Origin of the sequence: Lederbergia sp. NSJ-179, assembly GCF_022867885.1 — a bacterium.
In the GTDB taxonomy this organism is placed as follows: Bacteria; Bacillota; Bacilli; order Bacillales; family Bacillaceae_C; genus Lederbergia.
Map to the genome: position 1 here is coordinate 39,474 of NZ_JALIFP010000006.1, position 24,506 is coordinate 63,979.

General features: G+C 38.9%; 20 protein-coding genes and 2 pseudogenes. 17 read left to right on the forward strand and 5 right to left on the reverse strand.

Annotated features, from left to right (window positions below; all coding sequences use genetic code 11):
- Positions 1-174 precede the first annotated feature (174 nt).
- The 7 genes and pseudogenes from spoIIQ to fabZ all read left to right on the forward strand — a co-directional run bounded on the left by spoIIQ (position 175) and on the right by fabZ (position 6,268).
- Positions 175-1,170: a stage II sporulation protein SpoIIQ gene (gene spoIIQ / locus MUB24_RS06605; RefSeq protein WP_244702495.1), complete on the forward strand. Its 996-nt coding sequence runs from the start codon at positions 175-177 to the stop codon at positions 1,168-1,170.
- Between the two features lie 806 nt (positions 1,171-1,976).
- Positions 1,977-2,264 (forward strand): sporulation transcriptional regulator SpoIIID, encoded by a 288-nt coding sequence (spoIIID, locus tag MUB24_RS06610; protein ID WP_244702497.1) that lies wholly within the window; start codon positions 1,977-1,979, stop codon positions 2,262-2,264.
- 271 nt (positions 2,265-2,535) lie between these two features.
- Positions 2,536-3,537: a rod shape-determining protein gene (mreB, locus tag MUB24_RS06615; RefSeq protein ID WP_244702498.1), complete on the forward strand. Its 1,002-nt coding sequence runs from the start codon at positions 2,536-2,538 to the stop codon at positions 3,535-3,537.
- Between the two features lie 91 nt (positions 3,538-3,628).
- Positions 3,629-4,413 (forward strand): annotated as a pseudogene (locus tag MUB24_RS06620) (flagellar hook-basal body protein).
- 33 nt (positions 4,414-4,446) lie between these two features.
- A complete protein-coding gene (locus MUB24_RS06625) occupies positions 4,447-5,268 on the forward strand; it encodes a flagellar hook-basal body protein (protein ID WP_244702499.1) in 822 nt (273 codons plus the stop codon).
- Between the two features lie 160 nt (positions 5,269-5,428).
- The gene (locus MUB24_RS06630) at positions 5,429-5,725 is read left to right on the forward strand and encodes a DNA-directed RNA polymerase subunit beta (protein ID WP_244702500.1); all 297 of its coding nucleotides are present in this window, start codon (positions 5,429-5,431) and stop codon (positions 5,723-5,725) included.
- A 120-nt stretch (positions 5,726-5,845) separates the two neighbouring features.
- The gene (gene fabZ / locus MUB24_RS06635) at positions 5,846-6,268 is read left to right on the forward strand and encodes a 3-hydroxyacyl-ACP dehydratase FabZ (RefSeq protein WP_244702501.1); all 423 of its coding nucleotides are present in this window, start codon (positions 5,846-5,848) and stop codon (positions 6,266-6,268) included.
- Between the two features lie 350 nt (positions 6,269-6,618).
- Here fabZ and MUB24_RS06640 read toward each other — a convergent pair whose 3' ends face one another.
- Positions 6,619-7,836 carry a helix-turn-helix domain-containing protein gene (locus MUB24_RS06640; RefSeq protein WP_313898428.1) on the reverse strand — a complete coding sequence of 406 codons (1,218 nt, stop codon included), beginning with the start codon at positions 7,834-7,836 and terminating at the stop codon, positions 6,619-6,621.
- Positions 7,837-7,949: 113 nt separating this feature from the next.
- Between MUB24_RS06640 and MUB24_RS06645 the strand changes: the two are divergent.
- From MUB24_RS06645 to MUB24_RS06675, 7 genes and pseudogenes are all read left to right on the forward strand, one after another.
- Positions 7,950-9,248: pseudogene (locus MUB24_RS06645) on the forward strand (MFS transporter); the annotation flags it as partial.
- Between the two features lie 270 nt (positions 9,249-9,518).
- Positions 9,519-9,827 (forward strand): hypothetical protein, encoded by a 309-nt coding sequence (locus MUB24_RS06650; RefSeq protein ID WP_244702504.1) that lies wholly within the window; start codon positions 9,519-9,521, stop codon positions 9,825-9,827.
- Between the two features lie 303 nt (positions 9,828-10,130).
- Positions 10,131-11,018, forward strand: a complete 888-nt coding sequence (locus MUB24_RS06655) for an ABC transporter permease (RefSeq protein ID WP_396426701.1) — start codon at positions 10,131-10,133, stop codon at positions 11,016-11,018.
- A gap of 15 nt (positions 11,019-11,033) precedes the next feature.
- Positions 11,034-11,933, forward strand: coding sequence for a carbohydrate ABC transporter permease (locus tag MUB24_RS06660; protein ID WP_244702508.1), 900 nt, complete (start codon positions 11,034-11,036; stop codon positions 11,931-11,933).
- 60 nt (positions 11,934-11,993) lie between these two features.
- The gene (locus tag MUB24_RS06665) at positions 11,994-13,667 is read left to right on the forward strand and encodes an extracellular solute-binding protein (RefSeq protein ID WP_244702509.1); all 1,674 of its coding nucleotides are present in this window, start codon (positions 11,994-11,996) and stop codon (positions 13,665-13,667) included.
- Positions 13,668-13,848: 181 nt separating this feature from the next.
- A complete protein-coding gene (locus MUB24_RS06670) occupies positions 13,849-15,696 on the forward strand; it encodes a cache domain-containing sensor histidine kinase (protein ID WP_244702511.1) in 1,848 nt (615 codons plus the stop codon).
- A complete protein-coding gene (locus MUB24_RS06675; protein WP_244702512.1) occupies positions 15,689-17,215 on the forward strand; it encodes a response regulator in 1,527 nt (508 codons plus the stop codon). Before MUB24_RS06670 ends, MUB24_RS06675 begins: the two co-directional genes overlap by 8 nt.
- Before the next feature lie 368 nt (positions 17,216-17,583).
- Here the strand turns inward: MUB24_RS06675 and MUB24_RS06680 are convergent, their stop codons facing one another.
- Positions 17,584-17,997 carry a YwpF-like family protein gene (locus tag MUB24_RS06680; protein ID WP_244702514.1) on the reverse strand — a complete coding sequence of 138 codons (414 nt, stop codon included), beginning with the start codon at positions 17,995-17,997 and terminating at the stop codon, positions 17,584-17,586.
- 232 nt (positions 17,998-18,229) lie between these two features.
- Here MUB24_RS06680 and ssb point away from each other — a divergent pair, with 232 nt between their 5' ends.
- Both ssb and MUB24_RS06690 read left to right on the forward strand, forming a co-directional pair.
- Positions 18,230-18,571, forward strand: a complete 342-nt coding sequence (gene ssb, locus MUB24_RS06685; RefSeq protein ID WP_244702516.1) for a single-stranded DNA-binding protein — start codon at positions 18,230-18,232, stop codon at positions 18,569-18,571.
- A 52-nt stretch (positions 18,572-18,623) separates the two neighbouring features.
- Entirely contained in the window at positions 18,624-18,815 is a 192-nt protein-coding gene (locus MUB24_RS06690) for a hypothetical protein (RefSeq protein WP_244702518.1), read from the forward strand.
- An 86-nt stretch (positions 18,816-18,901) separates the two neighbouring features.
- Here the strand turns inward: MUB24_RS06690 and MUB24_RS06695 are convergent, their stop codons facing one another.
- Genes MUB24_RS06695 through MUB24_RS06705 form a run of 3 tightly spaced genes read right to left on the reverse strand, consistent with a single transcriptional unit; the run spans position 18,902 to position 23,642 of the window.
- Positions 18,902-19,231 (reverse strand): hypothetical protein, encoded by a 330-nt coding sequence (locus tag MUB24_RS06695; RefSeq protein WP_244702519.1) that lies wholly within the window; start codon positions 19,229-19,231, stop codon positions 18,902-18,904.
- Between the two features lie 30 nt (positions 19,232-19,261).
- A complete protein-coding gene (locus tag MUB24_RS06700) occupies positions 19,262-22,075 on the reverse strand; it encodes a DEAD/DEAH box helicase (RefSeq protein WP_244702520.1) in 2,814 nt (937 codons plus the stop codon).
- Entirely contained in the window at positions 22,065-23,642 is a 1,578-nt protein-coding gene (locus MUB24_RS06705) for an SWIM zinc finger family protein (RefSeq protein ID WP_244702521.1), read from the reverse strand. Before MUB24_RS06705 ends, MUB24_RS06700 begins: the two co-directional genes overlap by 11 nt.
- A gap of 227 nt (positions 23,643-23,869) precedes the next feature.
- Here MUB24_RS06705 and MUB24_RS06710 point away from each other — a divergent pair, with 227 nt between their 5' ends.
- Positions 23,870-24,493: a YesL family protein gene (locus tag MUB24_RS06710; RefSeq protein WP_244702522.1), complete on the forward strand. Its 624-nt coding sequence runs from the start codon at positions 23,870-23,872 to the stop codon at positions 24,491-24,493.
- Positions 24,494-24,506 lie beyond the last annotated feature (13 nt).

Genomic DNA, 24,506 nt, shown 5'->3' on the forward strand with positions numbered 1-24,506 from the left:
TGATAAAAACGGCTAGATTTTACCTGTTTTAAAAATAATGAGCTGGTATCTTTATCCATAAATAAAAAAAAACGCATAAATTAACCGTTTTGTCGAAAAATAAATAGAAAAAATGTTTTAAACGAGTATAATATTTTCATTTCCTGTTCAGAATGATTGACAGAGGTGATGAAAATGAGAGAGGAAGAAAAGAATCAATCTTCTCAATGGAAAAAGTTCCTTAAAAAGCGGTGGGTATATCCAGCAATTTATCTTGCCAGTGCAGCTTTGCTCATATCCGGTATTTTCTGGTTTCAGGCAGCAAATAAAAAAGTAGCTGATCCGCCAGGCGTCACAGAAAATAATACGGATAATTTAACTGGCAACAACAACAATGACGATGCTGTAGAAGTCACACAACCTTTAGAAAATGTGGACATGCCTGTAGCAAATCAGGATGAAGTGGAGTACGTCACGGAATTTTTTGATATTAATGCATCTGAAGAAGAACTGGAAGCAGCACTTATTGTTGATGGAAACAAATATCATCCTAATCTTGGGGTCGATATTGCGAAAAAGGACAACTCGGAATTTAATGTTCTTGCCGCTTTAAGTGGGAAAGTTACAGCTGTTCGCAATGATTCTTTACTGGGAAATGTGATTGAAATTGATCATGGTAAAGGCGTTACCACCGTTTATCAATCTGTCAAAAATTTCAAAGTACAAGAAGGAGATTCAGTTAAACAAGGGGATGTACTAGCAACATCAGGTACAAGTCAACTAAATAAAGCTGCAAAAACTCATTTGCATTTTGAAATTAGAAAAGATAACCAAGCTGTCAATCCTCAAAGTTATTTTGGACAACCGGTTACTTCCCTTGAAGCTGACTCCAATGCAGAAGAGAAGTCTAACGAATCTAAGGACGACTCGGAAATGCATGAAGAGAAGTCTAACGAATCGAAAGACAACTCCACAATGGAGGAAGAGACGAACAAATTTAAAGACAACTCCACAATGGAGGAAGAGACGAACAAATCTAAAGACAACTCCTCAATGGAGAAAGAAACTGATTCAGACATGGAAGAATCCGATGATCAAACAAAATCAAGTGATGAAACAAAATCAAGTGATGAAACAAATTCTAGTGATGAACCAATGAAGGATACTTCCAATCTAGAAATTCAAGAATAATACACATATAAGTGATGACGAGTCCAATCGGGCTCGTCTTTTCTTATAAGGTAAGAAAGAAAAATTGGCTAATGTTTGGATCTAGCTCCAGCGCCTAGCCCCTCGAGGTCAAATAACCTGAGTCAAGAAAAGTCAAAACCGGACTTTTCTTGTCTCAGAACATTTGCTTGTCGGGGCTGACCAAGGCGCTTGCGCTTTCCTTACAGGGTAGGAAAGTATAAATATTGGCTAATGTTGGATCTAGCTCCAGCGCCCAGCGACTAGCAAACTTTCGGTGCCTTCCTATGATAAGTCAACATCGATTCACCCTTCGGGTTCATCGTGTTTCCTTTATCTCGTCAGGCCCCTAAAAAGTTTGTACGTCGCTAAACGGGCGCTTGCGCTTTTCTTATTTTCATCATTTCTCGGGAAATAATGGCATGATCAGGCATAATTTTTCGAAATATATCAGAAACCGCCTTTGAAAATTGAGACGGATAATTGTCGCCCTAAACACTATGGACAAAGAAAGCGTAAGTATATTGCGTAATTTAAGCATATATCCTCAAAGATGTAAATAGTATATACAAACTCTACAAAAAAATAGTGAGTGTTTGAGGTGAGTGATCGTTCATTGGCAGCTACATTTCGTTGAAGACCTACTTAAGTCCAGAAAAAGAGAAGGGATTTCAAATAAAGAATTTACTAAACAAATACCAGTTGCGAAAAGGGTGAAGGAAACCTAACGCGAGCAGATGTAGAAATGATATTAAAAAGACGAGTCTCATTTCACACTCCTCACATCCAACTTAGGGAGGGCGAGAGGTGTGCACGATTACATCAAAGAGCGAACAATCAAGATAGGAAGATATATCGTGGAGACAAGAAAGACGGTTCGTGTCATTGCGAAGGAATTTGGAGTATCAAAAAGCACCGTTCATAAGGATCTAACGGAGAGACTACCGGATATTAATCCAGATTTAGCGAATGAAGTAAAAACGATTTTAGAGTATCATAAATCGATTAGACATTTACGGGGAGGAGAGGCGACAAGACAGAAATACAGAAAGGAGGAAGAAAAAACAGACGAGTTCGAAGTGGAAGTGATCAAATAGGAGAGCTCTTAAGGGAGCCTTCCTTTCTTATTTTGAAAAAACATCAATTTATTTAAAAAATTGCACGAAAAAACAACTGGATTATGGTAAAATAAACAATTAGGGAATATTATACCATGTGACTTTTTACCTGTTTCTTTATTCGAATGAATGTGAAGGTTTTGCAAGGGAAATTTCGTCTTATGAGTAGGAACTTTTTTTATGAAGATAAGAATAGACAATTTAGATAAGCCCATAGAGAGGGATTTAAAATGGAAAGAAGGGAATCGAAATGTTTGCAAAGGATATTGGGATCGATTTAGGAACGGCCAATGTATTAATCCATGTAAAAGGACAAGGAATCGTTTTAAATGAACCTTCCGTTGTAGCGATTGATCGTAATGATAATAAGGTACTTGCGGTGGGTGAAGAAGCTAGAAAAATGATTGGAAGGACACCAGGAAATATTACGGCCATTCGACCGTTAAAAAATGGTGTGATTGCCGATTTTGATGTAACAGAAACCATGCTAAAACATTTTATACATAAATTAAACGTAAAAGGATTTTTATCAAAGCCAAGAATCTTAGTATGCTGTCCAACAAATATTACTGGTGTTGAACAAAAAGCCATCCGAGAAGCAGCAGAAAAAAGTGGTGGAAAAAAGGTTTATCTCGAAGAAGAGCCAAAAGTCGCTGCCATTGGCGCGGGAATGGATATTTTCCAACCAAGTGGGAATATGGTTGTGGATATTGGGGGAGGAACTTCGGATATTGCCGTTTTATCCATGGGAGATATTGTGACATCATCTTCCATCAAAATGGCTGGAGATCAATTTGATTATGAAATTTTAAGTTATGTGAAAAAAGAATATAAATTGCTGATCGGTGATCGCACAGCCGAGAATATAAAAATTAATATTGGGACTGTATTTCCGGATTCTCGTAAAGAAGAAATGGATATTCGTGGTCGAGACATGGTTACAGGTCTTCCGCGAACCATTACGATCCGCTCCAAGGAAGTGGAAGAGGCCCTTCATGAGCCTATTGAGTCCATTGTGCAAGCAGCAAAATTGGTCTTAGAGAAAACCCCGCCAGAGCTATCTGCTGATATTATTGACAGAGGAATTATGCTGACAGGCGGGGGAGCTCTCCTTCATGGAATGGACCAACTTTTAGCTGATCAGCTAAAGGTACCCGTACTCATCGCGGAACACCCAATGGATGCCGTTGCTATGGGGACAGGCATTATGCTGAAGAATATGGATCGTATTTTGCGCCGAACGTTCATGTAAGAATATTCACTTGTTTTATCCTTTAAGAACTTCATTTTTTTTGCTGTGGTAAAAGCTCGGCGAAACTTGTGGATAGAGATGGAGGAGTAATATGTTAAGAGGTTTATATACAGCCGCATCTGGGATGTATGCTCAGCAACGGAAAACAGATCAAACTACGAATAACCTAGCCAATATGAATACCCCCGGTTTCAAAGAAGGTCAATCGTCCATGCGAGCATTTCCTGAAATGCTGTTACAAAAAATCGGAGGATTGGAAAAACCGAATCTCCCCCAGGAAGTGGGAGCGATACATACTGGTGTTTACATGCAAGAAACAGTGCCGCGGTTTGTCCAAGGAGATTTGCAGCAAACAGATCAAAATACCGATTTAGCTCTTACAGATGGTCCAAATGGTTCTGTGTTTTTTGCCGTTGAAGATAATAATCAGATAAAATATACACGTAATGGCCGGTTTAATCTTAATGCTGAGGGTCTTCTAACAACAACGGAAGGTTTACCTGTATTGGATCAAGCGGGAAATCAAATTGCATTAAACAGTGATCAATTCAGCGTCACACCAAATGGTATCATTGAAGAAGATGGGAATCAGGTTGCACAATTAGGGATTGCCGTAACTGAAAATCCCCAAGAACTGATCCAAGAGGAGGGGGGCTTTTTCGTACAGACGAGGAGGCTGATCAACTTCCACTTGCGGCTCAAGAAGATTATCGCATATCACAGGGGTATTTTGAGAGATCAAATGTAGACCCATCTCAAGCGATGACTGAGATGCTAAGTGCGTATAGAGCTTTTGAAGCCAATCAAAAAATTGTACAGGCCTATGATAGGAGTCTGGATAAAGCTGTAAACGACGTTGGCAAGGTAAATGGTTAGGATCAAGGCTGGAGGTCAAAGGAGGGTTCAGGGATGAGTCGTATGATGACAACTGCAGCGAATACAATGAATCAATTACAAAAGCAATTTGATATCATCAGCCATAATATTAGCAATTCACAAACCGTGGGTTTCAAAAGTCAAAATACATCCTTTGCAGAGTTAATGGTTCAGGAAATAAACAATCAATCGTCCGAAAAAGCTGAAATGGGCCGATTGACTCCTATTGGGATTCGCCAAGGGGTAGGAGCCAAAATCGCCAAATCTTCTCTAAACTTACAACAAGGATCCTTAAAGACGACGGAACGAGCGCTCGATATTGCTTTTACGGAACCGAATCAGTTTTTGAAAGTATCTGACAGCGGGGCTCTTCGATTCACAAGAAATGGTGCCTTATATCTTATGCCTTTGGAAAACCAACAAGGGCTACAATTGGTGAATCAGGATGGTCATGCGGTTTTGGACGAGAATAACAACAGAATTGTTTTTCCTGATAATGTAGCCAATATTCAAATGAATAACCATGGCCATCTAACAGCGGAAGGATTAGCGAATCCTGTAAATTTAGGTGTGATTGAAGTAAAGAATCCACAGTTTTTGGAGCAAAAAGGTGACTCTCTTCTTGGTCTTCCTGATGCATTAGGAGTGAACGCAGAAGAGATCTATACCGATTTAACGGAAGAAGGCGGGTTAAGAGGCAATGTGAGCATGCAACAGCAAGCCCTCGAAAATTCCAATGTCGATATAGGTCTTGAATTAACGAATATGATGTTGACGCAACGTGCTCTACAATTCCAATCAAAATCAATTTCCATTTCTGACCAAATGATGGGAATTGTCAACAGTATTCGCTAAAATATGATATGATAAAGTGAAACTTCAATCGAGCGGCAATGGATGGAGTAATTTTGTACCTATAGAATTCACATAAAACACATTTTATATAGAAAACAAGCTAGTAAATTTTTCGTTTTAACTCATTTTAGATGATTAAAACAAAGGAGTTTATCGCAAGATGGCCAATCAAATCAGCCAGGAGCAAGTACAATCAAAAAAAGAACTGAAAAAGAGAAAGCAAGGAGAAAAGAGAGAAAAGCAAGCAAGAACCGAGGAGAAAAGTTCTAAGAGACGAGTTAGAATTAGGCTTATTCCCATATGGCTCCGCTTGATTTTACTCATTGTTTTTCTTGCGGCAAGTCTTGCGAGTGGATTAATGATCGGGTATGGTGTCATAGGCGATGGAAAGCCAAAAGATGTTTTTAAAGAGAAAACATGGACACATATCATAGATTTAGTGATAAAAGATAAGTGAACTTCCTAAATGGATATCCAACGCCTAAGGGAGCCATCCTTTGGAAATTCTCGGGTTCATTGAAAAGGGTGAACCCGTTTTTTAGTTTAAAGACATACATATTATGAGGAGGAGAACGAAATGTTGGACATTCAACAAATTAAAGAGGTTATTCCCCATCGCTATCCTTTTTTGTTAGTCGATCGTGTTTTGGAAGTAGAAGCAGGGAAAAAAGCGGTCGCCATTAAAAATGTAACGGCCAATGAGCCATTTTTTAATGGGCATTTTCCCGAATATCCTGTGATGCCAGGAGTTCTGATTGTAGAAGCTTTAGCGCAAACAAGCGGCATCGCCATGATGCAAACTTCGGAAAATGAAGGAAAACTTGGGCTATTCGCGGGTATTGACAGTTGTCGATTTAAACGCCAGGTCGTACCAGGCGATCAACTCAAGCTTGAAGCGGAAATTACCCGGATGAGAGGATCGATTGCGAAAGCCAAAGTAAAAGCCACTGTGGAAGATGAATTGGTCTGTGAAGCAGAAATTATGTTTGCTATTCAATAAGAAAAGCGCAAGCGCCCGTTTAATGGATGAACGGCTAAGTTCGCGCCTTCCTGGCGCAACGCCGTTCTGACCAACATCCTGTTGGCCCCCGACAAGCAAATGTTCTGAGACAAGAAAAGTCCGGTTTTGACTTTTATTGTCTCAGGTTATTTAGTGGAACATCGGCTAAGGTCGCCACGTCCTATGGCAACGCCGATGGACTCGCATCCTGCGAGCCTCTCAGGGCTAGGCGCTGGAGCTAGATCCAAACATCAGCCGATTTTTATCCTATCCTGTAAAATAAAAAGCTGACAAATAGACGGATGCTATTTGTCAGCTTTTCTATTTCAAGGATGCAAAGCGATCTTGGTTTATTTTAACGTTTCATAGGTCTCAAGAGCAAAATCTTTGTAAGGAGTTGCAGGAAACGACTTCATATTTTCTACCGCGCATTTAGCTAACTTTTTGGCGCTGTTTAAGTCACCTAACTTTTCAAGGCATAGGGCTTGGTACGAATCCTTCAGATATAAAATCGATAAATCAAAAGGATGGTGAAGATCAGGATGAATGTCCACCTTTTTTAACCAGGAGAGCGCCTCCTCATACTGGGCAAGACCCCATAAGGATTTCCCCTTTTCTAAGTGTAAATGCCCCATATGATAATCCGCCATTTTATTTTCAATTAGCACTTTGTCTACCAACTGTAAGGCCCGTGAATAATCGGCCTCCCCATTAAGCCAGTGAATATCGATGATAGCGCAAAACACATGTGAGTCATCATCTTCTGCGAAATCTCCATAAGACGCTAGTTTCCTTAAATAAAAATTCTTCTGATCTTGATTTCCCAACATCAAGGCGTAAGCAGCGGCCAATCGATATAAATCATTGATTCGATAAAAAATTCCATGTTTTTTTGAATGACGCATCGCTTGATTCAAAACATCAGTTGCCTTTTCCGCTTCTCCAACCGCAAAATATAAAAATGCCTCATGGTAGTCAAGATCGACTTGTGATATAGGGTCAAGGAAGGCATACATCGATTCAATATGGGCTCTCTCTTTAAGAAGGAGTTCTAACGATTGTTGATACTGATGTTCGACAAAGTAAGTTTCAGAACGAAATATAGCAATGTCGACTTGCCTTGAGCTTATATTCAACGCCTCATACATTTGTTCCGCACGTTCTGCATAAGCATTCCAATCATCCATTCCTTCAAAGTATAAGCAGTGACTATAGAGTTCTAGTAAACGGGCTGCTTCATACCCATGAGAAAGCTTTTCGAGATAAGGGTGAATAAGGGTATATAATTGCTTGTATTTATTTACATGCTGGTGGATTTCTAAATTATTGAGCTCTTCAGCTTTCTGGAGAAGTTTGCTCCACTCTTCTGCGCTCACTTCCTCCAGTAGTTCTGCCACATCTATGTCTAGTTGATTGGCAATATAAGATAAGCTTTCCATGGAAGGCTGTGCTTTGTTATTTTCAATAAGACTGACCATTCCCTTCGTTAATACATTGCCAGCAAGGGCATCTAAAGTCATCTTTTTTTGTTTTCGCAGTGAGCGAATACGATCTCCTAACGTGTTAATTGGTAGTCCCTCCTGTTACTTGTTGTGTTTAATTATATTAAACTTTTTCTTGATTGCAAAGGAAAAGGATGATATGATTTGTTTAATTAAATTAAACAAACGGGCAGAAATGGAGAATGAAGATGAATGAAGATCAGAAATTAATGAAAGCGACTTATCATTTATGGACTTTTGTGACAAGTAAGCTTATTTCATCTTTTGGAGCACAGGTGTATGCTTTTGCTATTAGCTTTTATATTTTAGAAACGACAGGATCCGCCACAAATTTTGCAATGAATCTCCTATGTAATATTTTACCTAGAACGATTGGGGCACCATTTGCTGGCTATATTGCGGATAAATATTCCCGAAAAGCGATTGTCATTCTGGCACAGATTGCCACTAGCTTAGCCATTGGTGGATTATTAGTGGTTCATTTAACAATAGGCTTATCTCTTGTAGCTATTTACATAACTACTGCTGTGCTCTCCTTTACATCGATGTTCTCGGGGGTTGCGTTTACTTCCTCCATTACCGGATTGGTCGATAAAGCTAGAATTCAGAAGGCAATGTCCCTTAATCAAATGTCGATTTCTTTTGCGGCGATTGGCAGTCCAGCAGTTGGTGGACTATTATATGGGATGGTTTCCATGCTTGTCTTTTTGCTTATTTATATGGGGGCTTCTTTCATAGCTGTCATTCTAGAATCAACGATGAATTTTAATTTATTTGCCCAAAGGAAAGAAAAGGAACCAGAAGAGGAGAAGGAAACAATGTGGCAAAGCATGAAAGCCGGAATAGCCTATGTAAAATTGCAACCGGTAATCATGGTGATTATTTGGATTTCTTTATTTATTAATTTCTTTTTTGGAGCTTTTGAGGTGGGATATTCTTATGTTTTAATTGAAAAACTAAAAATGCTCTCACGTGATTTTGGTTTTACTCAAGGAGCGTTTGCAGCAGGGATGTTTCTTTTTTCTATTTATTTGTCAGTTAGAAAGGAATTAAAATATCCCCTGCTTTCGGCTAAAAGGGGCGTAATTTGTTTGGGGGGAGTGATTGCAGGGGTTGCTTTTCCCCTAATGGTGTCCATGTCTTATACAGTAATATTTGTTTATTATCTCCTTCTTATGTTCAGTTTCGGTGTTTTGATCATTTTAGTGAATACACCGATCAATGTAATGATGCAAAAGCAAATCGATGATGATTTTAAAGGGAGAATCTTTTCAATCTTGGAAACAATGTCCACAGCCCTCATTCCTTTAGGGATGCTGATATATGGATTTTTATATGATATTTTTCCTGCACAGTGGATCCTGATTGTATCCGGCTGCGCTCTCATACTTACTGTAATGGTTATGGCAAGGCCATCCGTGATTCGATCGGCGCATCCTGAATTAACGGCAAGAAAAGGTTTGAGTATGAATGGATAAAAAAGGCGGGAACCTGTTTTCTTCTGAGCGGAAAGGGAGATAGTATCAGTACTGGGGAGATAGACAAACTTCTGGTGCACATGTAGCGTTCATCTTTCTACCGATTGCACTCAATGAAGGCATCCTAAAATTTGTCAAAAACTTTTTGCAAGTTTTTACCGAGTTTGGGAAAGCTACTATCAGGCTAAGTGCAATGTTATATTTCCAAAGAATATAACAAAGCCAAAAAAATCCCGTAACACGGGGAAAATCTGAAAGGGGCTTACCAAAATGAAAATGAAGTGGACAAAGTATGTAGGGGCAGTCGCATTGGCGTCTGTACTATTAGTGGGGTGTGGCAACAACGACAATAATGATCAAAATCCTCCACCTCCAGCCAATGACAATGGTGTGAATAACAATGGAAATGGCACTAACAACGGCGGAAATAATAACGGCGTAAATGATGGTGGAACAGACAATGGCTTGAACGATAATAACATGGATGATACCAATGGCAACAACAATAATAATAATAATGGTATGGGTAATGACACCGATTTGAACAATGACAATACGAACGATGATGACCGGAAATAAGCAGGGGACTCCCTGCTTTTTTCTATTAGCTCAACTTCACAATGGCTCATAGAACCAGTCTCGCGGATACTACCCCTTATAAATTCCTTCATAAATTTCTCTCCACCTAAAAATCTGCACCCTAATCAAAATTTAAGTGCTTACATTCATAATCTCGTTTCATTAAGATAAAGGTAGTCCATGTTAGAAATGAAGATTAAGGTGGGAACGAGATGAAGCTGACAGCAGAAAAGATAAAAAAAAACAAAGCCCCCTGTCTTGAATCCAAGCAAAGGTCAAAAAATAAGAGCATTAGGTAAAGACATGATTTCCCAAAGACAATTGCAAATCATGGCCATTCTTGGTGTCATCTGGATGTTTATTTTCAACTATGTTCCGATGTATGGATTAATTATATCGTTTAAGGAATATAGCGTGGTTAAATCCATTTCAGAAGCTCCATGGGTGGGATTGATGCATTTTCGTGAGTTTATTCAAGACGATAATTTTTGGATTGTCATAAAAAATACACTTGGAATTAGCTTAATTAAATTAATTATTGGTTTTCCGTTACCGATTATTTTTGCACTTTTAATGAATGAATTGACCTCATTAAAATTCAAAAAGGCAGTCCAAACGATCACCTATCTACCTCACTTTCTGTCATGGGTTGTATTAGGGGGAATTTTAACAACGTGGCTAGCAGATGTTGGGATTATCAATGATATTTTAATTGGTTTAGGCCTTACGAATGAACGGTTAAACTTTTTGGCAGAGCCCGATTATTTTTGGGCGATTGTGATCATTTCAGACCTTTGGAAGGAACTTGGTTGGTCAGCGATTATTTACTTAGCAGCGATAGCAGGTGTTTCCCCTGAATTATATGAAGCGTCCACAATCGATGGAGCGAATAAATTCCAAAGAATGTGGCATGTCACCTTACCTTCGATTCGCCCAACGATTACAATTTTATTTATTTTAGCGGTTGGGGGCGTTTTAAATAATAATTTTGATCAGATTTTAGTTTTACGTAATGCTTTAAATGAAAGCGCCAGTAACGTGATTGATATTTATGTCTATCAGGTGGGAATTCAGAATGCTAGATACTCTTATGCGACAGCAGTAGGCTTATTAAAATCGATTATTGCTTTTATTTTATTACTCTCGGCCAATAAAATTACGAAAAAACTAGATGGCACCTCATTGTTCTAGAAAGGAGCTGATCCTATGTTTCAAATAATGAAAAGAAATAGACGTACCTTAAGTGAGTATATTTTTGATAATCTCAATATCTTGATTATGTTGTTTCTCTGTTTTATTACGATCTATCCGATTTGGTATGTGGTGGTAAATTCCCTTAATGAAGGGATGGATGCGATGAAAGGGGGGATCTATTGGTGGCCGCGAGAATTTACGCTGGAAAATTATAAGGCTGTATTTGCGAATAAAGGAATTGTCACTTCATTCGGGATCACAGTGGCCAAAACGTTCATTGGTACCGTTTGCCACGTATTTTTTACCGCCATGGTTGCGTATGCCTTATCGCGTAAGGAATTGCGGGGACGGAATATCTATATGTTTATCGGTGTGGTCACAATGTTCTTTAGCGGCGGATTAATTCCTTATTTCTTGTTATTACGTGATCTAGGTCTATTAGATAATTTTCTTGTCTATATTATTCCCGCACTGTTTAACTTTTTTGATCTCATTATTTTTGTTTCTTTCTTTCGGGAATTACCAACATCCCTTGAAGAAGCGGCGAAAATGGATGGAGCCAGTGATATAAAGATCTTTCTTAAAGTTGTGATCCCTTTATCCATGCCGGTGATTGCCACGATTGCGCTTTTCCATGGGGTTTATCAATGGAATGATTATTTTGCTGGTGTCATTTTTGTTAATAATCCCGACTTACAACCGATTCAAACCTATCTTTACAAAGTTGTAGCCGAATCAAGCTCCAACCAAATGATGACCAATGCACCTGGTGGGGTCATCAGTAAAACAGTGACATCTCAATCGATTAAATTAGCGACCATGGTTGTGACAACCGTGCCGATTGTACTTGTCTATCCATTTTTACAAAAATATTTTGTGAAGGGCATGTTGATTGGTTCGATCAAAGGGTAAGGCCTGCTTGTTTATGCTAGGCATGGCAAGCAGTAAAAATAAATAGGGGGAAATATAAAAATGAATGAAAAGAGACGTTTCAAAAGCTTATATCTATTGTTGCTTGCGGTACTGATGGCGATGTTGATGACAGCCTGTTCTTCTGAACCAAAAGAGAAAGCAGGGGCGGGGGAGGATAAGCAGCCTACAGAAGATACTGCAAAGCTCACGGAAGATGATCCGGGTTGGAAGGAAGATACATCACCAATTACATTTGATTGGTATATTAATTTCTCTTGGTTTGCCAACAAATGGGGGGGAGATGAGACTTCGAAATATATTACAGATAAAACCGGTGTGACATTAAACCTGATTGCGCCTGCAGGGAATGAAGCGGAAAAAATGAATACGATGATCGCTTCAGGCACACTTCCAGATTTTATCACATTAGGTTGGGGAGAAGAAGCGGTTAAGCAAATGATTGAGGGAGAACTTGTTCTGCCTTTAAACGAACTAGCCGAACAATATGACCCATACTTTTTTAAAGTATCAGATCCAGCTAAATTAGAATGGTATAGACAAGAAAATGGCCATGTCTATGGCTATCCTAATGCCTCCTCATCACCAAAGAATTTTGATGAATATAAAGATTTGAAACCATCCAATCAAACATTCTTAGTGAGAAAAGATATGTATGAAGCGATTGGCAGTCCTGATATGCGTACACCGGAGGGATTTCTCAATGCTTTGAAAGAGGCAAAGAAAAAATTCCCAGAAGTTAATGGGACGCCTTTAATCCCATTAGGACTACATGAATTTGGAGATACAGGAAACTACTCTTTGGAAGGCTATTTACAAAATTTCTTGGCGATTCCGATGGAAAAAGACGGAGAGCTTTATGATCGCTCAACAGATCCGGAATATTTAAGATGGTTAAAAGTGTTTAGACAAGCGAATGAAGAAGGACTTTTAGCAAAAGACATCTTTATTGACAAACGGCCACAAATGGAAGAAAAAATTGCGCAAGGCCGCTATTTCGCAATGCTTTACCAACGTAGTGATATGGAGGCACAAGAATTGGCCCTCTATAAAAATGATCCTAATTCAGTCTATATTGCCGTTGATGGGCCGGCTAATGAAAACTTAGATCCACCAACCTTATCTGGCGATGGGTTATCAGGCTGGACAATTACTTTAATTTCTAAAGATGTGAAGGACCCAGCAAGAGCGATTCGGTTTATGAGTTATTTAATTAGTGAAGAAGGACAAAAGGATATGTATCTTGGTCCAGAAGGGATTACCCATGAAGTTGTCGATGGAAAACCACAATGGATCCCAGAAGTTCTAGAATTGCTTAGATCTGATCGAACCGCCTTTGATCAAAAATATGGCGCTTCTCATACATTCTGGATGTTGATGGATACGGATATGCAGTTACAATGGCAAGCCCCTACAGAAGAACCGATGAAACAGTTGGAAGACTGGACAAAAGGAAAAACAGAAAGCTTTACTGTTTTTGATGATATTACGCCACAAGGGACATCTACAGAAGGAGTAGCGAACAGCAAAATCGCTCAAGAATGGGGAAAAACCTTACCAAAACTTATCTTGGCGAAGTCGGATGAAGAATTTGACAAAATTCACGAAGAGTTTTTGAAAAAGCGGGATAAGTTTGGTTATGAAAAGGTTCGTGCTTACCAACAAAAACGCTATGAAGAAAATAAAGCTAAAATTGAGAAAGCAATGGAAGAGTAGAAATGTTGGTGCAGCAAACCGACCTAAACCTTTAATGACCAATGATCCAGCTGTTCGTGACGAAGTGAAAAAAGAGGGAAATCTGCAAACAAGCACACTTCCCTCTTTTTTTTACTATTTCCTCCTATGTTCCTATGGGATAATAGAATTATCAAGATGGAACTCATGGGATGTGGACTAAATGTTTACTAGAATAGTTAAAAAAGGGTATCAAAAATTCGGGCATCTCTCCTTACGCAATAAATTGATTGTTATCTATCTCGCTTTGTTTATGATTCCAGTTGTCCTGGTTGTCTTCCTTTATTCTAGTCAATTTTACAAGAATGCGATTAAGGAATCGGAAAGAAATAATCAATATGTAATGGAAATGGAAAAAATCCATATTGATAAAAATATTGAATCGATGCGGGAGTCTGCACAAACTTTGGCATCTGATCAAGATATTATTGATTTTGTCAGCACTCCTGGGGAGAAAGCGGTGGAACAACTAATGGATTTTCAGAGAAATCAGATGACGAAAATGGTGAAATTATTAAATGTGAATCCAAGTATTGAATCGATCCGTTTTTTCATTAATGATGATTCCCTGAGTGAAATGTGGCCGATTTTATTTCGCGAAAGTCGGGTTGCTGATTCGCCTTGGTTTACAGAAGCGATGTCAAGGGATGAAACAGAGCTATGGAAGCTAAAAAGGGAGGATTATCAGCTTCTGACCAATATACAGGAGAAGAATCCGAAAATCGCTTTGTACCGAAAAGTCAATGATATCTATGGCCATCATTTGGGAGTGATTGAAATTTCCATGCTCCAAAAGAACTTTTTCCCGAAAATGTATAGTCCGATTCAAGATGAGAAATCGGAAATCATCTTAGTGAATCAACAACAGCAAATTTTTAGCAATCCCGCCCGATCCTTTTTAAAAGATCAAGAGTTTACGAAAACAGAATATCAGTTTATTTTGGATCATTTAAAAAAGGATGAAGGTATTCATACCCTTTTTTTCACACATGAAAAGATTCCTTATCTTGCGGTTTCGTCTTTTATAGAAGGTACTGATACATTTATGGTCAATATTGTATCTTTAGAAGATCTTTATTCAGAAACGAAAAAAGTCCGTATCTTGACGATTTTTACGGCCGCTGCCTTTTTACTCCTCTTATTTCTGCTGACCTATCTAATGATCTCTCTTTTATTGAAAAAGATGTATACATTAATTGAGAAGATGAATCAGGTGGAGAAGGGAGATTTCACAACCAATATAGAAATTGAAGGGGACGATGAATTCGCCGCATTAGCTTTCCACTTCCAAAATATGCTGGAAAAAATCAATCAATTAATTGCAGAAGCGGTCTATAAACAGGCAGTCACCAAAGATACAGAGTTAAGAGCGTTGAAAACGCAAATTGATTCCCATTTTCTCTATAATACACTTGAAAATATTAAAATGATGGCGGAAATGGAAGGAAAATACGATATATCGGATGCGCTTACCTCTTTAGGGGAAATGATGCGCTATAATATCAAATGGAAAAATGAGTTTGTTGTGTTAAATGAGGAAATTGCCCATATTCAAAATTATATTGACATCATGAATCTTCGTTTGGACAATCAAGTCGATTTTATAGTGGACATTTCTGAAGGGCTGCGAGAACAGGAAATTTTAAAATTATCGCTGCAGCCCATTATTGAAAATGCGATTAAACATGGACTCCAACCAGATTTTAGAAATAAGCAACCAAGGATAAGAATCCGTGTATATCTGGAAAACCAATCAGTATTCATCGAGGTGCTTGATAATGGGGTCGGAATGAGCCCGGAGGAACTCGCTTCATTAAATCATACATTACAGTCTCGGATAGAGCAGGATAAACCAGGGAAAGGGATTGGAATAAAAAATGTGCATGAGCGCATTCTATTATCCTATGGACAGGGATATGGGATTCAAGTCGAAAGTGAGAAAGATCAGTACACAAGGGTCATGATCCAATTACCTTATTTAGTCATAAGGGGGGGCAGTAGGAATGTTTAAGCTATTAATTATCGATGATGAGCGAAACATTCGCATCGGGATTCAATCCATGATTTCGAGGGAGTTTCCCAACCAATTCAGCTTCTTTTTAGCAAGTAATGGTGTGGAGGCATGGGAGATTTTAGAAATAGAAGCGATTGATATTATTTTGACCGATATTAAGATGCCGGCAATGGATGGAATTCAGCTTGTCCATGCGATTCAATCGTTAGAGAAAAAACCAGAAGTCGTGATGATTAGTGGGTATGATGATTTTGAATATGCCAGAGAGGCGATTAAATATCGAGTGAAGGATTATTTATTAAAGCCCATCAATAGAAAAGAACTTCATCAAACATTAGAGCGTGTCATGAAGGAAGTGCAGGCGAAGAAAGAAAACGAGAAAGAAAAGGAGCTAATTCAAGCCAATCAATTAAATTATTTATTCATTCACCCGGATATTACGCAGGATGAAATTGAAAAGGTAATCAACAATTTACAGATAGACGATTACCCTGAAGAATATTTTGTGGGTGTGATCAAATTTCAGCAGACAAAAACGGAAAAAGAACATCTTCCTTATGTGAAAGAAATTCTCGCACAATATTTTCAAGAATCTTTTAAACAAATGATTAGCTTCTATGATAAGGATAACAACATCGTTCTGGTCACACCTACATGGCTGGTATTTGAGTCGATTCTTCCCCATTTCGAGACAACCACGGTGACAATCGGGGTAAGCCGGAAGATGAATCAACGTTATCAAATTAAGGAAGGGTATGAACAAGCCCGTTTTGCTTTGAAACATTCCTTTCTGTTTGCAAGTAAAAAAATGATCAGCTTTTCTGAAATTCACGATAGGAAACAGAATGATCCTCATTTGCTTCCTCTTGAACAGATCCAGAGAATTGCGAATATGATAGGGACCAATCGGGATCAGGAAATAAGGAAGCAATTACGAGAGATTCTGAATTTCGAAGAGATCTTAATGAATGGAATTGAATATATGGAAAAGTTGAATCAAGCGATTAATGAAGTGTTATTAGATTCTGCTTTTCATCGGCTCGGAAAAGAATCAATCGAAATTATGAAGCATTATCAGCATGTTGGCGATATGTATAATTTTGAAAACTTTTACGAGTATTATTATGCGTTGGAAGCATTAGTTTTACAACTACATGAATACAATAAACAGCTCAAATCCATTTACTCTGAACAAAGGCATATTGAAGAGGCCTTGCAGTATATAGACGAGAACTATCATAAAGATATAAATTTAGCGGTGGTTTCCAATTATGTCTCCCTAAACTATTCCTATTTCAGTCATATGTTTAAAGAGCATACAGGTCAGAATTTCGTTGATTATTTGAAAAAAGTTCGCATTGAAAAAGCCAAACTTCTTTTAAAGAAGACGGATTTAATGATTTTTGAAATAAGTTTGAAGGTTGGCTATAAAAATCCAAAACAATTTACGAGAGTTTTCAGGGAATTAGAGGGAATTTCTCCAAAGGAATATAGAGAAAATAGCCTGATTCATTAGGAAATCTGGTATATGAGGATGTTCAAAAAGTCCGGTAGACATAAGCGACAGAGGAACTTCGACTAAGTACCGACACGTCCTGTGTCGAACGTCGAAGTCACCACATCCTGTGGAAGCTCGTTGGCTTGTTTCTCCGCTGCTCATGTATTAGGATAAGGAACTTCTGCTAAAACCGCCCACGTCCTGTGGGCAACGCAGAAGTCAGTACATCCTGTACAAGTCCGCTGCTCGAAACTGCGCCGCCTCGATCTTCTTGGTCCTTTTTATCCTCCTTTTTGAACACTCACTATATGGAGAAATGTAACGTAACGTTGAAGGACGCCTCCCACCTCAAGGGGACAACCCATGAATAGGTGACGGAGGCTTTGTCATGTTTGCTTTGCTTTCATGCGTTTTTTAAATTCTATTGTGAGCGCCTCACCGCTGTATCCTTCCTTGATTAACTTCTCTAAAAGTAATTCTAAATGCTCTATGCGTTTTCGTCTCAATTTTCCTTGCAGGAGTACACTAATGTGGCTGTCGAACTCGCGAATGGTAATGACTTCCGCAGTAAATGGGGCAGGATCATTGCCCTGATGAGTGATGACGACTCTTACTTCAAATGTTTCTTTATTCTCATACTTAGACTGAAATTCTTTTTTTAACCTTTTTTCGATATAAGCCTCTATAATCCAGATGCCATCTTCACTTTCTTTATTAATAATTAATCCATCTGTTAGAGGGATGTCGATCGTTTGTTGTTGGTCGATGATCTGAAGAGCGACAATTTTAAATGTTTTCATCCTTTCGCCTCCGTTCATGCCGTTTCTTCAATTATAGCATTTTCCTTCAACTTTTTTAAAATTCCATAGAAATTAATTTTTAAGTGAAACACCGGTTGTCAAAATCGAATTTTCGTTTAGGTAATTTCCTTTTTTCTCTTAAATATAGCCGTAAAAATGCCATTTTTGCGATTTTACGAAGGGAGAAGTGTCCGATATGATAGGAGTAACTTGTCGAAAGGGAAGGGAAATTGTGATAAATCAGGTGACCTTGGTTGGTAGATTGACAAAAGAGCCAAATCTTCGCTATACAATGGAAGGAAAAGCTGTATTAAATGTGACAATTGCGCTTAACCGTATTTTTAAAAATGCCAAGGGAGAGTATGATACAGATTTTGTTCTTTGTACATTATGGGGGAAAACGGCGGAAAACACCTCAAAGTTTTGCCGAAAGGGATCTCTCATTGGAATCACAGGAAGAATCCAAACGAGGAATTACGAAAATCAAGAAGGAAAGATAGTTTACGTAACAGAAGTCCTTGCGGAATCAGTAAAATTTATGGATCGAAAACCAGCCGAGGAAAAAGCCTTTTAATATGCCTGGCATGCCCCGGATTTTGTCGAATATTCATTATGGAGGTGAACGTTTGGTTAGTCGAAATGGAAGTCATTCGATGGAAATGGTGGTAGGTGATCTTATCCTTATGTTAGGGAAAGCCAATCATGAAATTTATCAATTAAGAGAAAGAGTGGATTACCTGGAAAGTCTCCTTCAGAAGCCGACCTTAGATAGTTCCCCAGATTCCACCCTCAATTTAGAAAGAAAAATGGCACAATAAATTTTCTCCAACTGTGTCAGATGCTTGATCCTCCTAATTGCCCCATTTAAAAAGGCTGTCCCAAGTGAATTGGAACAGCCTTTTCTTTAGGCCCACAGGATGTTGGTTAGATTTGCTTTGGAAAAATCTATATGACTTGAATTTTCCTCACACAGTAACTCTTTCGCTTCCGTCAATAAGGCAGGGAGATGATCCCCGGCTTCGCGTAAAGAATCCCAACGCAAATGGAGGGGGAGCCACGTTTTCGGGAATAGAGAAGGATCCTCTAATAGCCCATCAACCTCTTTTTCACAGATCCCTCGAATAAGAAAGTCCGCTCTTAACTCTGCTCTCTCTTTCTGAAACTGCGCGTCTTTTTCCTTTAGCTTATTCAGAAAAGCAAGGATTTGCTTTTCCTCCACGGAATGATCTGGCATAGAGACGACTCCTTTCCATTATAAGTAGATTTAAGCTAGGGCTAGTAAGGAACGTAACTCATCATTTGATAATTCAGTCACCCATTGATCACTTCGAATGATTTCTTCATTTAGGGCTTGCTTTTTCTCAAGCATCATATCAATTCGTTCTTCCAATGTACCTGTTGTAATAAATTTATGGACATGGACAAAACGGTCTTGACCAATCCGATAAGCTCGATCGGTTGCCTGGTTTTCAACAGCCGGATTCCACCAACGGTCATAGTGAATGACATGATTGGCCGCTGTTAAATTCAAACCTGTTCCACCTGCTTTCAAGGATAATAGGAAGAAAGGAAATTCTCCTGCTTGGAAACGAGACACATATTCATCCCTTTGCCCTTTAGGCATGCTCCCATTTAAGAAAGGAACTTGAATAGAAAAGCGTTTTTCTAAAAGATGGCGAATCATTTCCCCCATTTGGATATATTGGGTAAAAATAATGCCTGCTTCTCCTCTTTCCACAATGGTATCAGCCATTTCCACCAATGTTTTGATTTTATTCGACCGCTCCACGACCTTCTCTGGGATACCTTCCTTTAAATAAAGAGCGGGATGATTACATAATTGCTTTAGTTTATTCAGCATCTGTAAAATCAGTCCCTTGCGCTCGAAAAAGCTTAAGGCTTCAATTTTAGAAAAGGTCTCTTGTACTAAATCTTCGTATAAGGCTGCCTGTTCCGTTGTTAAGGCACAGTATTCCTTTTGTTCCAACTTCTCTGGCAGATTTAACTCTACTTCTGGATCCTTTTTCGTTCTCCTTAGTAAAAAAGGTTTGATTAGGCGTTGTAATTCTTTAATTTTTACCTCTGAACTATCTCTTTCAATCGGAGAAATATATTTCTTTTGGAATTGGCCAAAGGTGCCCAAATAGCCATGGTTAATAAAGTCAAAAATGGACCATAACTCAGCCAAGCGGTTTTCCATTGGTGTCCCTGTTAAAGCAATGTGATGAGCCCCTTTTAATTTCCGAATCGCCCGGGATTGTTTCGTTTCTGCATTTTTAATATTCTGTGCTTCATCAAGGGCAATTGTTCCCCATTCCACACCAGCAAATTCCTCGAAATCCAGATGGGATAAGGCATAGCTCGTTAACACGACATCCGCATTTTGAATGCTATTAGTGAAGCCCTCCCCTTTTGGCCGATTAGGACCATAATGCAAAACAACGTTTAAGCTCGGAGAAAATTTCTCCAATTCCCTCTGCCAATTCCCGAGGACCGTTGTTGGACAAATAATCAAGGCTGGTTGCTTGCTTAAGCCATGTTTTTTAACATGAAGCAGATAAGCAATCAGTTGAATCGTTTTCCCTAAGCCCATATCATCCGCGAGACAGGCACCAAATCCAAATTGACGTAGGAAAGCGAGCCAATCCACACCAAGCTTCTGATAGGGACGCAATTCGCCTAATAATTGATCGGGAACTTGGATGGGCGGAATCTCATCTAAAGTGTTCAGTTGCTTGAGCATTTTTTTAAGTGACTGATTTAGTTCAATTTTGATCTGGGCAAAGGCACGAGGGTCAAATTCCTCTTCAGGGTTTGAATCAAGTTCTTCTTCAGCCCCCATCGCAAAAATATCCTGCATCCGTAAGCCTTCTTTTCTTGCTTGGGTCATCAGTGCTTGAATATGAGCAATCATTTTTGGATCAAGCTTCACCCAGCGGCCCCGAATTTTGACAAGACGGCGCTGTTCTTGAACAAGTTTCTGAAATTCCTCCTCTGATAAATCGGCTCCATTCATGGAAAAGCGCCAGTTGAAATTAAGCATCGCATCTAAGCCAACAAAGGAAGGACGATACTGGGTGGCCGTTTGCCGGACTCGTGCTTTTACCGTTAGATTCGCATCACGCATGGCTTCCCACCAACTTGGGAGAAGAATGTCAATGCCAAGAGAAAGTAATTTTTCACTTGCGTCTGTAAGGAAATCCCAAGCTGCTGCCTCTTCAAGTGTTCTCGTTAAACCGGTGTTTCCTTGTAACCAAGGGAAGAGCTTGATCCATCGTTCTTCTTCCTTTGTCACCTCTTCAAGATAGGGCTGCCATCGTTTAGGGACCTTTTCTTCTATTGAATACACTTTATCCGGGTTGTTTGGATCGCGAAGAATCGTTTCTAATCTCCAAGGCTCCTCATCTGTCTCAGGTTCGGATAAACGAAGCCCAATGGAAAAGGGCAGTGTTTCCTTAGAAAGATTGGCCCAAGCCTGCCACCTCTCTTCATCAAAATACGTATTTAGTTCATCCGCAGTAAGTGGACTTGAGTGCAAGGCGTCCAATTTTTCCGCTAGCTTAGGTTGCTGGAATCCCCCTTCAAGATAGTTCGTTAAGGAGTAATGGTAAAACTTGGAAATAAAGGTTTTGAGCGATTCTCCAAATATCGATTGATCCCAAAAGGCCTCTTGAAATTCATCCCAAACCAAGGAAGGAACTTTCCATGTAAACAAAGCCTCCTCCTCATCTGAAAAAGTTGGATTCCAATTTCCATTCTGAATCGCCTCTAGAATAATCGGTGCTACATTTAATAAGGAATCTTCGGGCTCATCCCAAATCCATTGAATAAAAGGACTAAAGCCTTCTCTACCTAGCAAAGTCAAAAGCTCATAACTATTAAGCTCAATTCCGCTTATCTGATCATGCGTGATTTTTTTCAAAAAGGAACCATAAAAGCTTTCCCCATGCCAAAGAAAGAGATTCGACTGCCAATAAGAGGGATTAACAGTCTCTTCCCATGTGTTTTCCGCATAGAGGAAAAATGAATCAGCTGTGAGTGGTCGAATATGCAATTGCAATTGGTCATTATTCCTCATGAACTAACTTTCCCTTCCGACACTCTTCTTGAAAAGCACGTAATCGTTTTGTTCTATTTAATAAAGTAGATAAGTAAAATTCCCACTGATCTAATTTCTTTTCTTTCCGATAAATCGTTCGTAATTTTTTTAAATAGCGAACAGCTTTTTTATAAGAATCCCGGTTACGAAGATCAATTTGATCGATAACCGCGGCATGATAAAGTGGTTTAATGGCAGCCGGATCTTGCTTTGCTACTATATTTAGAGTTGCACGATCAATAAAATCAATCGTATCTTCCATATACACTTGAAGGGCCGCCCATTTTCGATAATCCTGTTTGTTCAGTAAATATTCACTATAACGAAAGCGGCTATAAGGTAATAAAGTGATATAGAGCCTCTCTATAAGAGCAGCATCTATTTTGCTTAAAGTATCTTCATCCATCGTATCGTACAAAGTACGAGTAAACTGAATTTTCTCCTGAGGCAAAGTTAAGCTTGCAACATAATGCTCGATTTGCCGGACAAATTCAGAAATATAAGGAGTAATCCGCTCTTTAGGTAACCATTCAAAGCAACTTAAAGCATATGGAGCAATATTTGCCCCGTAATTCTTTATTTTTTGCAAAGCTAACTCATCTTTTTCTAATAAAATCGATAAATGAATCAGACCGAGTTGGATACGAGTTTGTTCGTGATCTTTTTTAATCCGCAGGTGGTTCCATTCTTCTGCCCGCTCTTGTTTCTTTTTAAAAAGCATGGTCCATAGTAATAAATACATCAAGGTAAAGCTTGCTTCAAAAGAAGTTTCCACTTCTAATAAGCTGGTACTTTGGCTCCGCAAATAGAGCAAATATTCATCAAACGCAAAAGGAGAAGCCGTTGCGGAAAGAACAGTGATGGCGTCCTTGGCTTCTTCCACCATTTTCTCTGCAAAAAAAGACATCTCTTCTTTTCTTGTGGAATTGGTTGAAATGGAATCGATTATTTTTAAAGATTCAAAAGCCGCAAACAGTTGAAAGAGTGGCTTCCATTCTCGTTCGACTGGTGCTAATGTAAGCAGCCGGTGATAGCGAGTGCGTGCCCATTCCTGCAATTGATAAATGTTTTGCGGAAGAATATCAGAATAAGCCTGTTGAATGCGCGTGACCCATTGATACGGACCATTTTCCGAGTTGGATGATGTTTGTTTTAATAAATCAGAACCACGTTTAAGAGTGGAAAGGATATCTTCTACTTCCCAATGGGCTTTCCATTCCTGTGTCCAAACAAAAATATTCTGGGCCTTACTTAAAATCGCAAAAAAGAGGGCGATTTGGTGGCGGCATATCCCCTCCTCAGGGCAAGAGCAAGTGTTATGTTTAGGCTGATCAAAATAGAGCTCCACATAAACCGTGCTCACATCACGTACATTGCCGACCATCTTTTTATGGCTAAACTTGACATTATAGACATTCTGCTCACGAAAAAGCATCATCCCTCGTTGAACCAATTTTTGATGACCCTCAACCCTTGGATCTAGCAGATTCTTTAATTCTTCACTATAAGATTGTATCGCTTTTAACAACCCTTGATTATATATCATCACAAACCTCCAAATCCTTATTATACCGTGATTTCGGAAAATAAAAAAGGGGAAGGGGTATATTCTGGTGATAGTCCTCTCGACATTGACAAAGAAAAAATCTATTTCTATGATAGATTTAAGAAATAAATGTGAATGTAGCGGCAAAAAGCTAGAAAGCGGCTTGGGTCGGTTTCTTTTCCATATGAAAATGGCAGAGCATTCGGTTCTCGAAAGGAAATAGAAAAATGGAACATTTATCAGGAATTTTTAAATGGATGTACGAAATCGGCAATGGATTGGCCAAGCTGATTTATTTGCATCTTCTTTGGGTGTTGTTTACTTGTTTGGGTTTGGGAGTGTTAGGCTTATTTCCAGCCACAACGGCCTTGTTTTCAGTAATTCATAAGTCAATGGAAAGAAATATGAAGGATTCTCTCTTCCAAACCTTTTTTGGCGCGTATAAAAGTCAGTTTTTACAAGCCAATGGATTCGGCCTAATCATGACGGCATTAGGCCTTTTCTTGTATTGGGACTTGACGATTTCTAAGCAAGTGATTCAATCTGCATTTTTGCATGTGATTCTACTCATTTTTTGTTTCCTTTACTTCATCACTGCTTTATATTTCTTTCCAGTTTTCGCTCGTTATCAATTAAAAGGGTTTCAATATATGAAACAAGCCTTTTTAGTGGCAATCATTAGACCGTTTGAGACGATTGCGATGATTCTTTGCTTACTGATTCATTATTATGTTTTTATTTTTGTTCCCGTTTTATATGTCTTCATGGGGGCCGCAATGTTGGCTTATCCTTTGATGTGGTTTGCTTATCGTGCTTTTTTAGGAATAGAGGAGAAAAAACATTTGGGTTAGGGGGAAGAGGAAA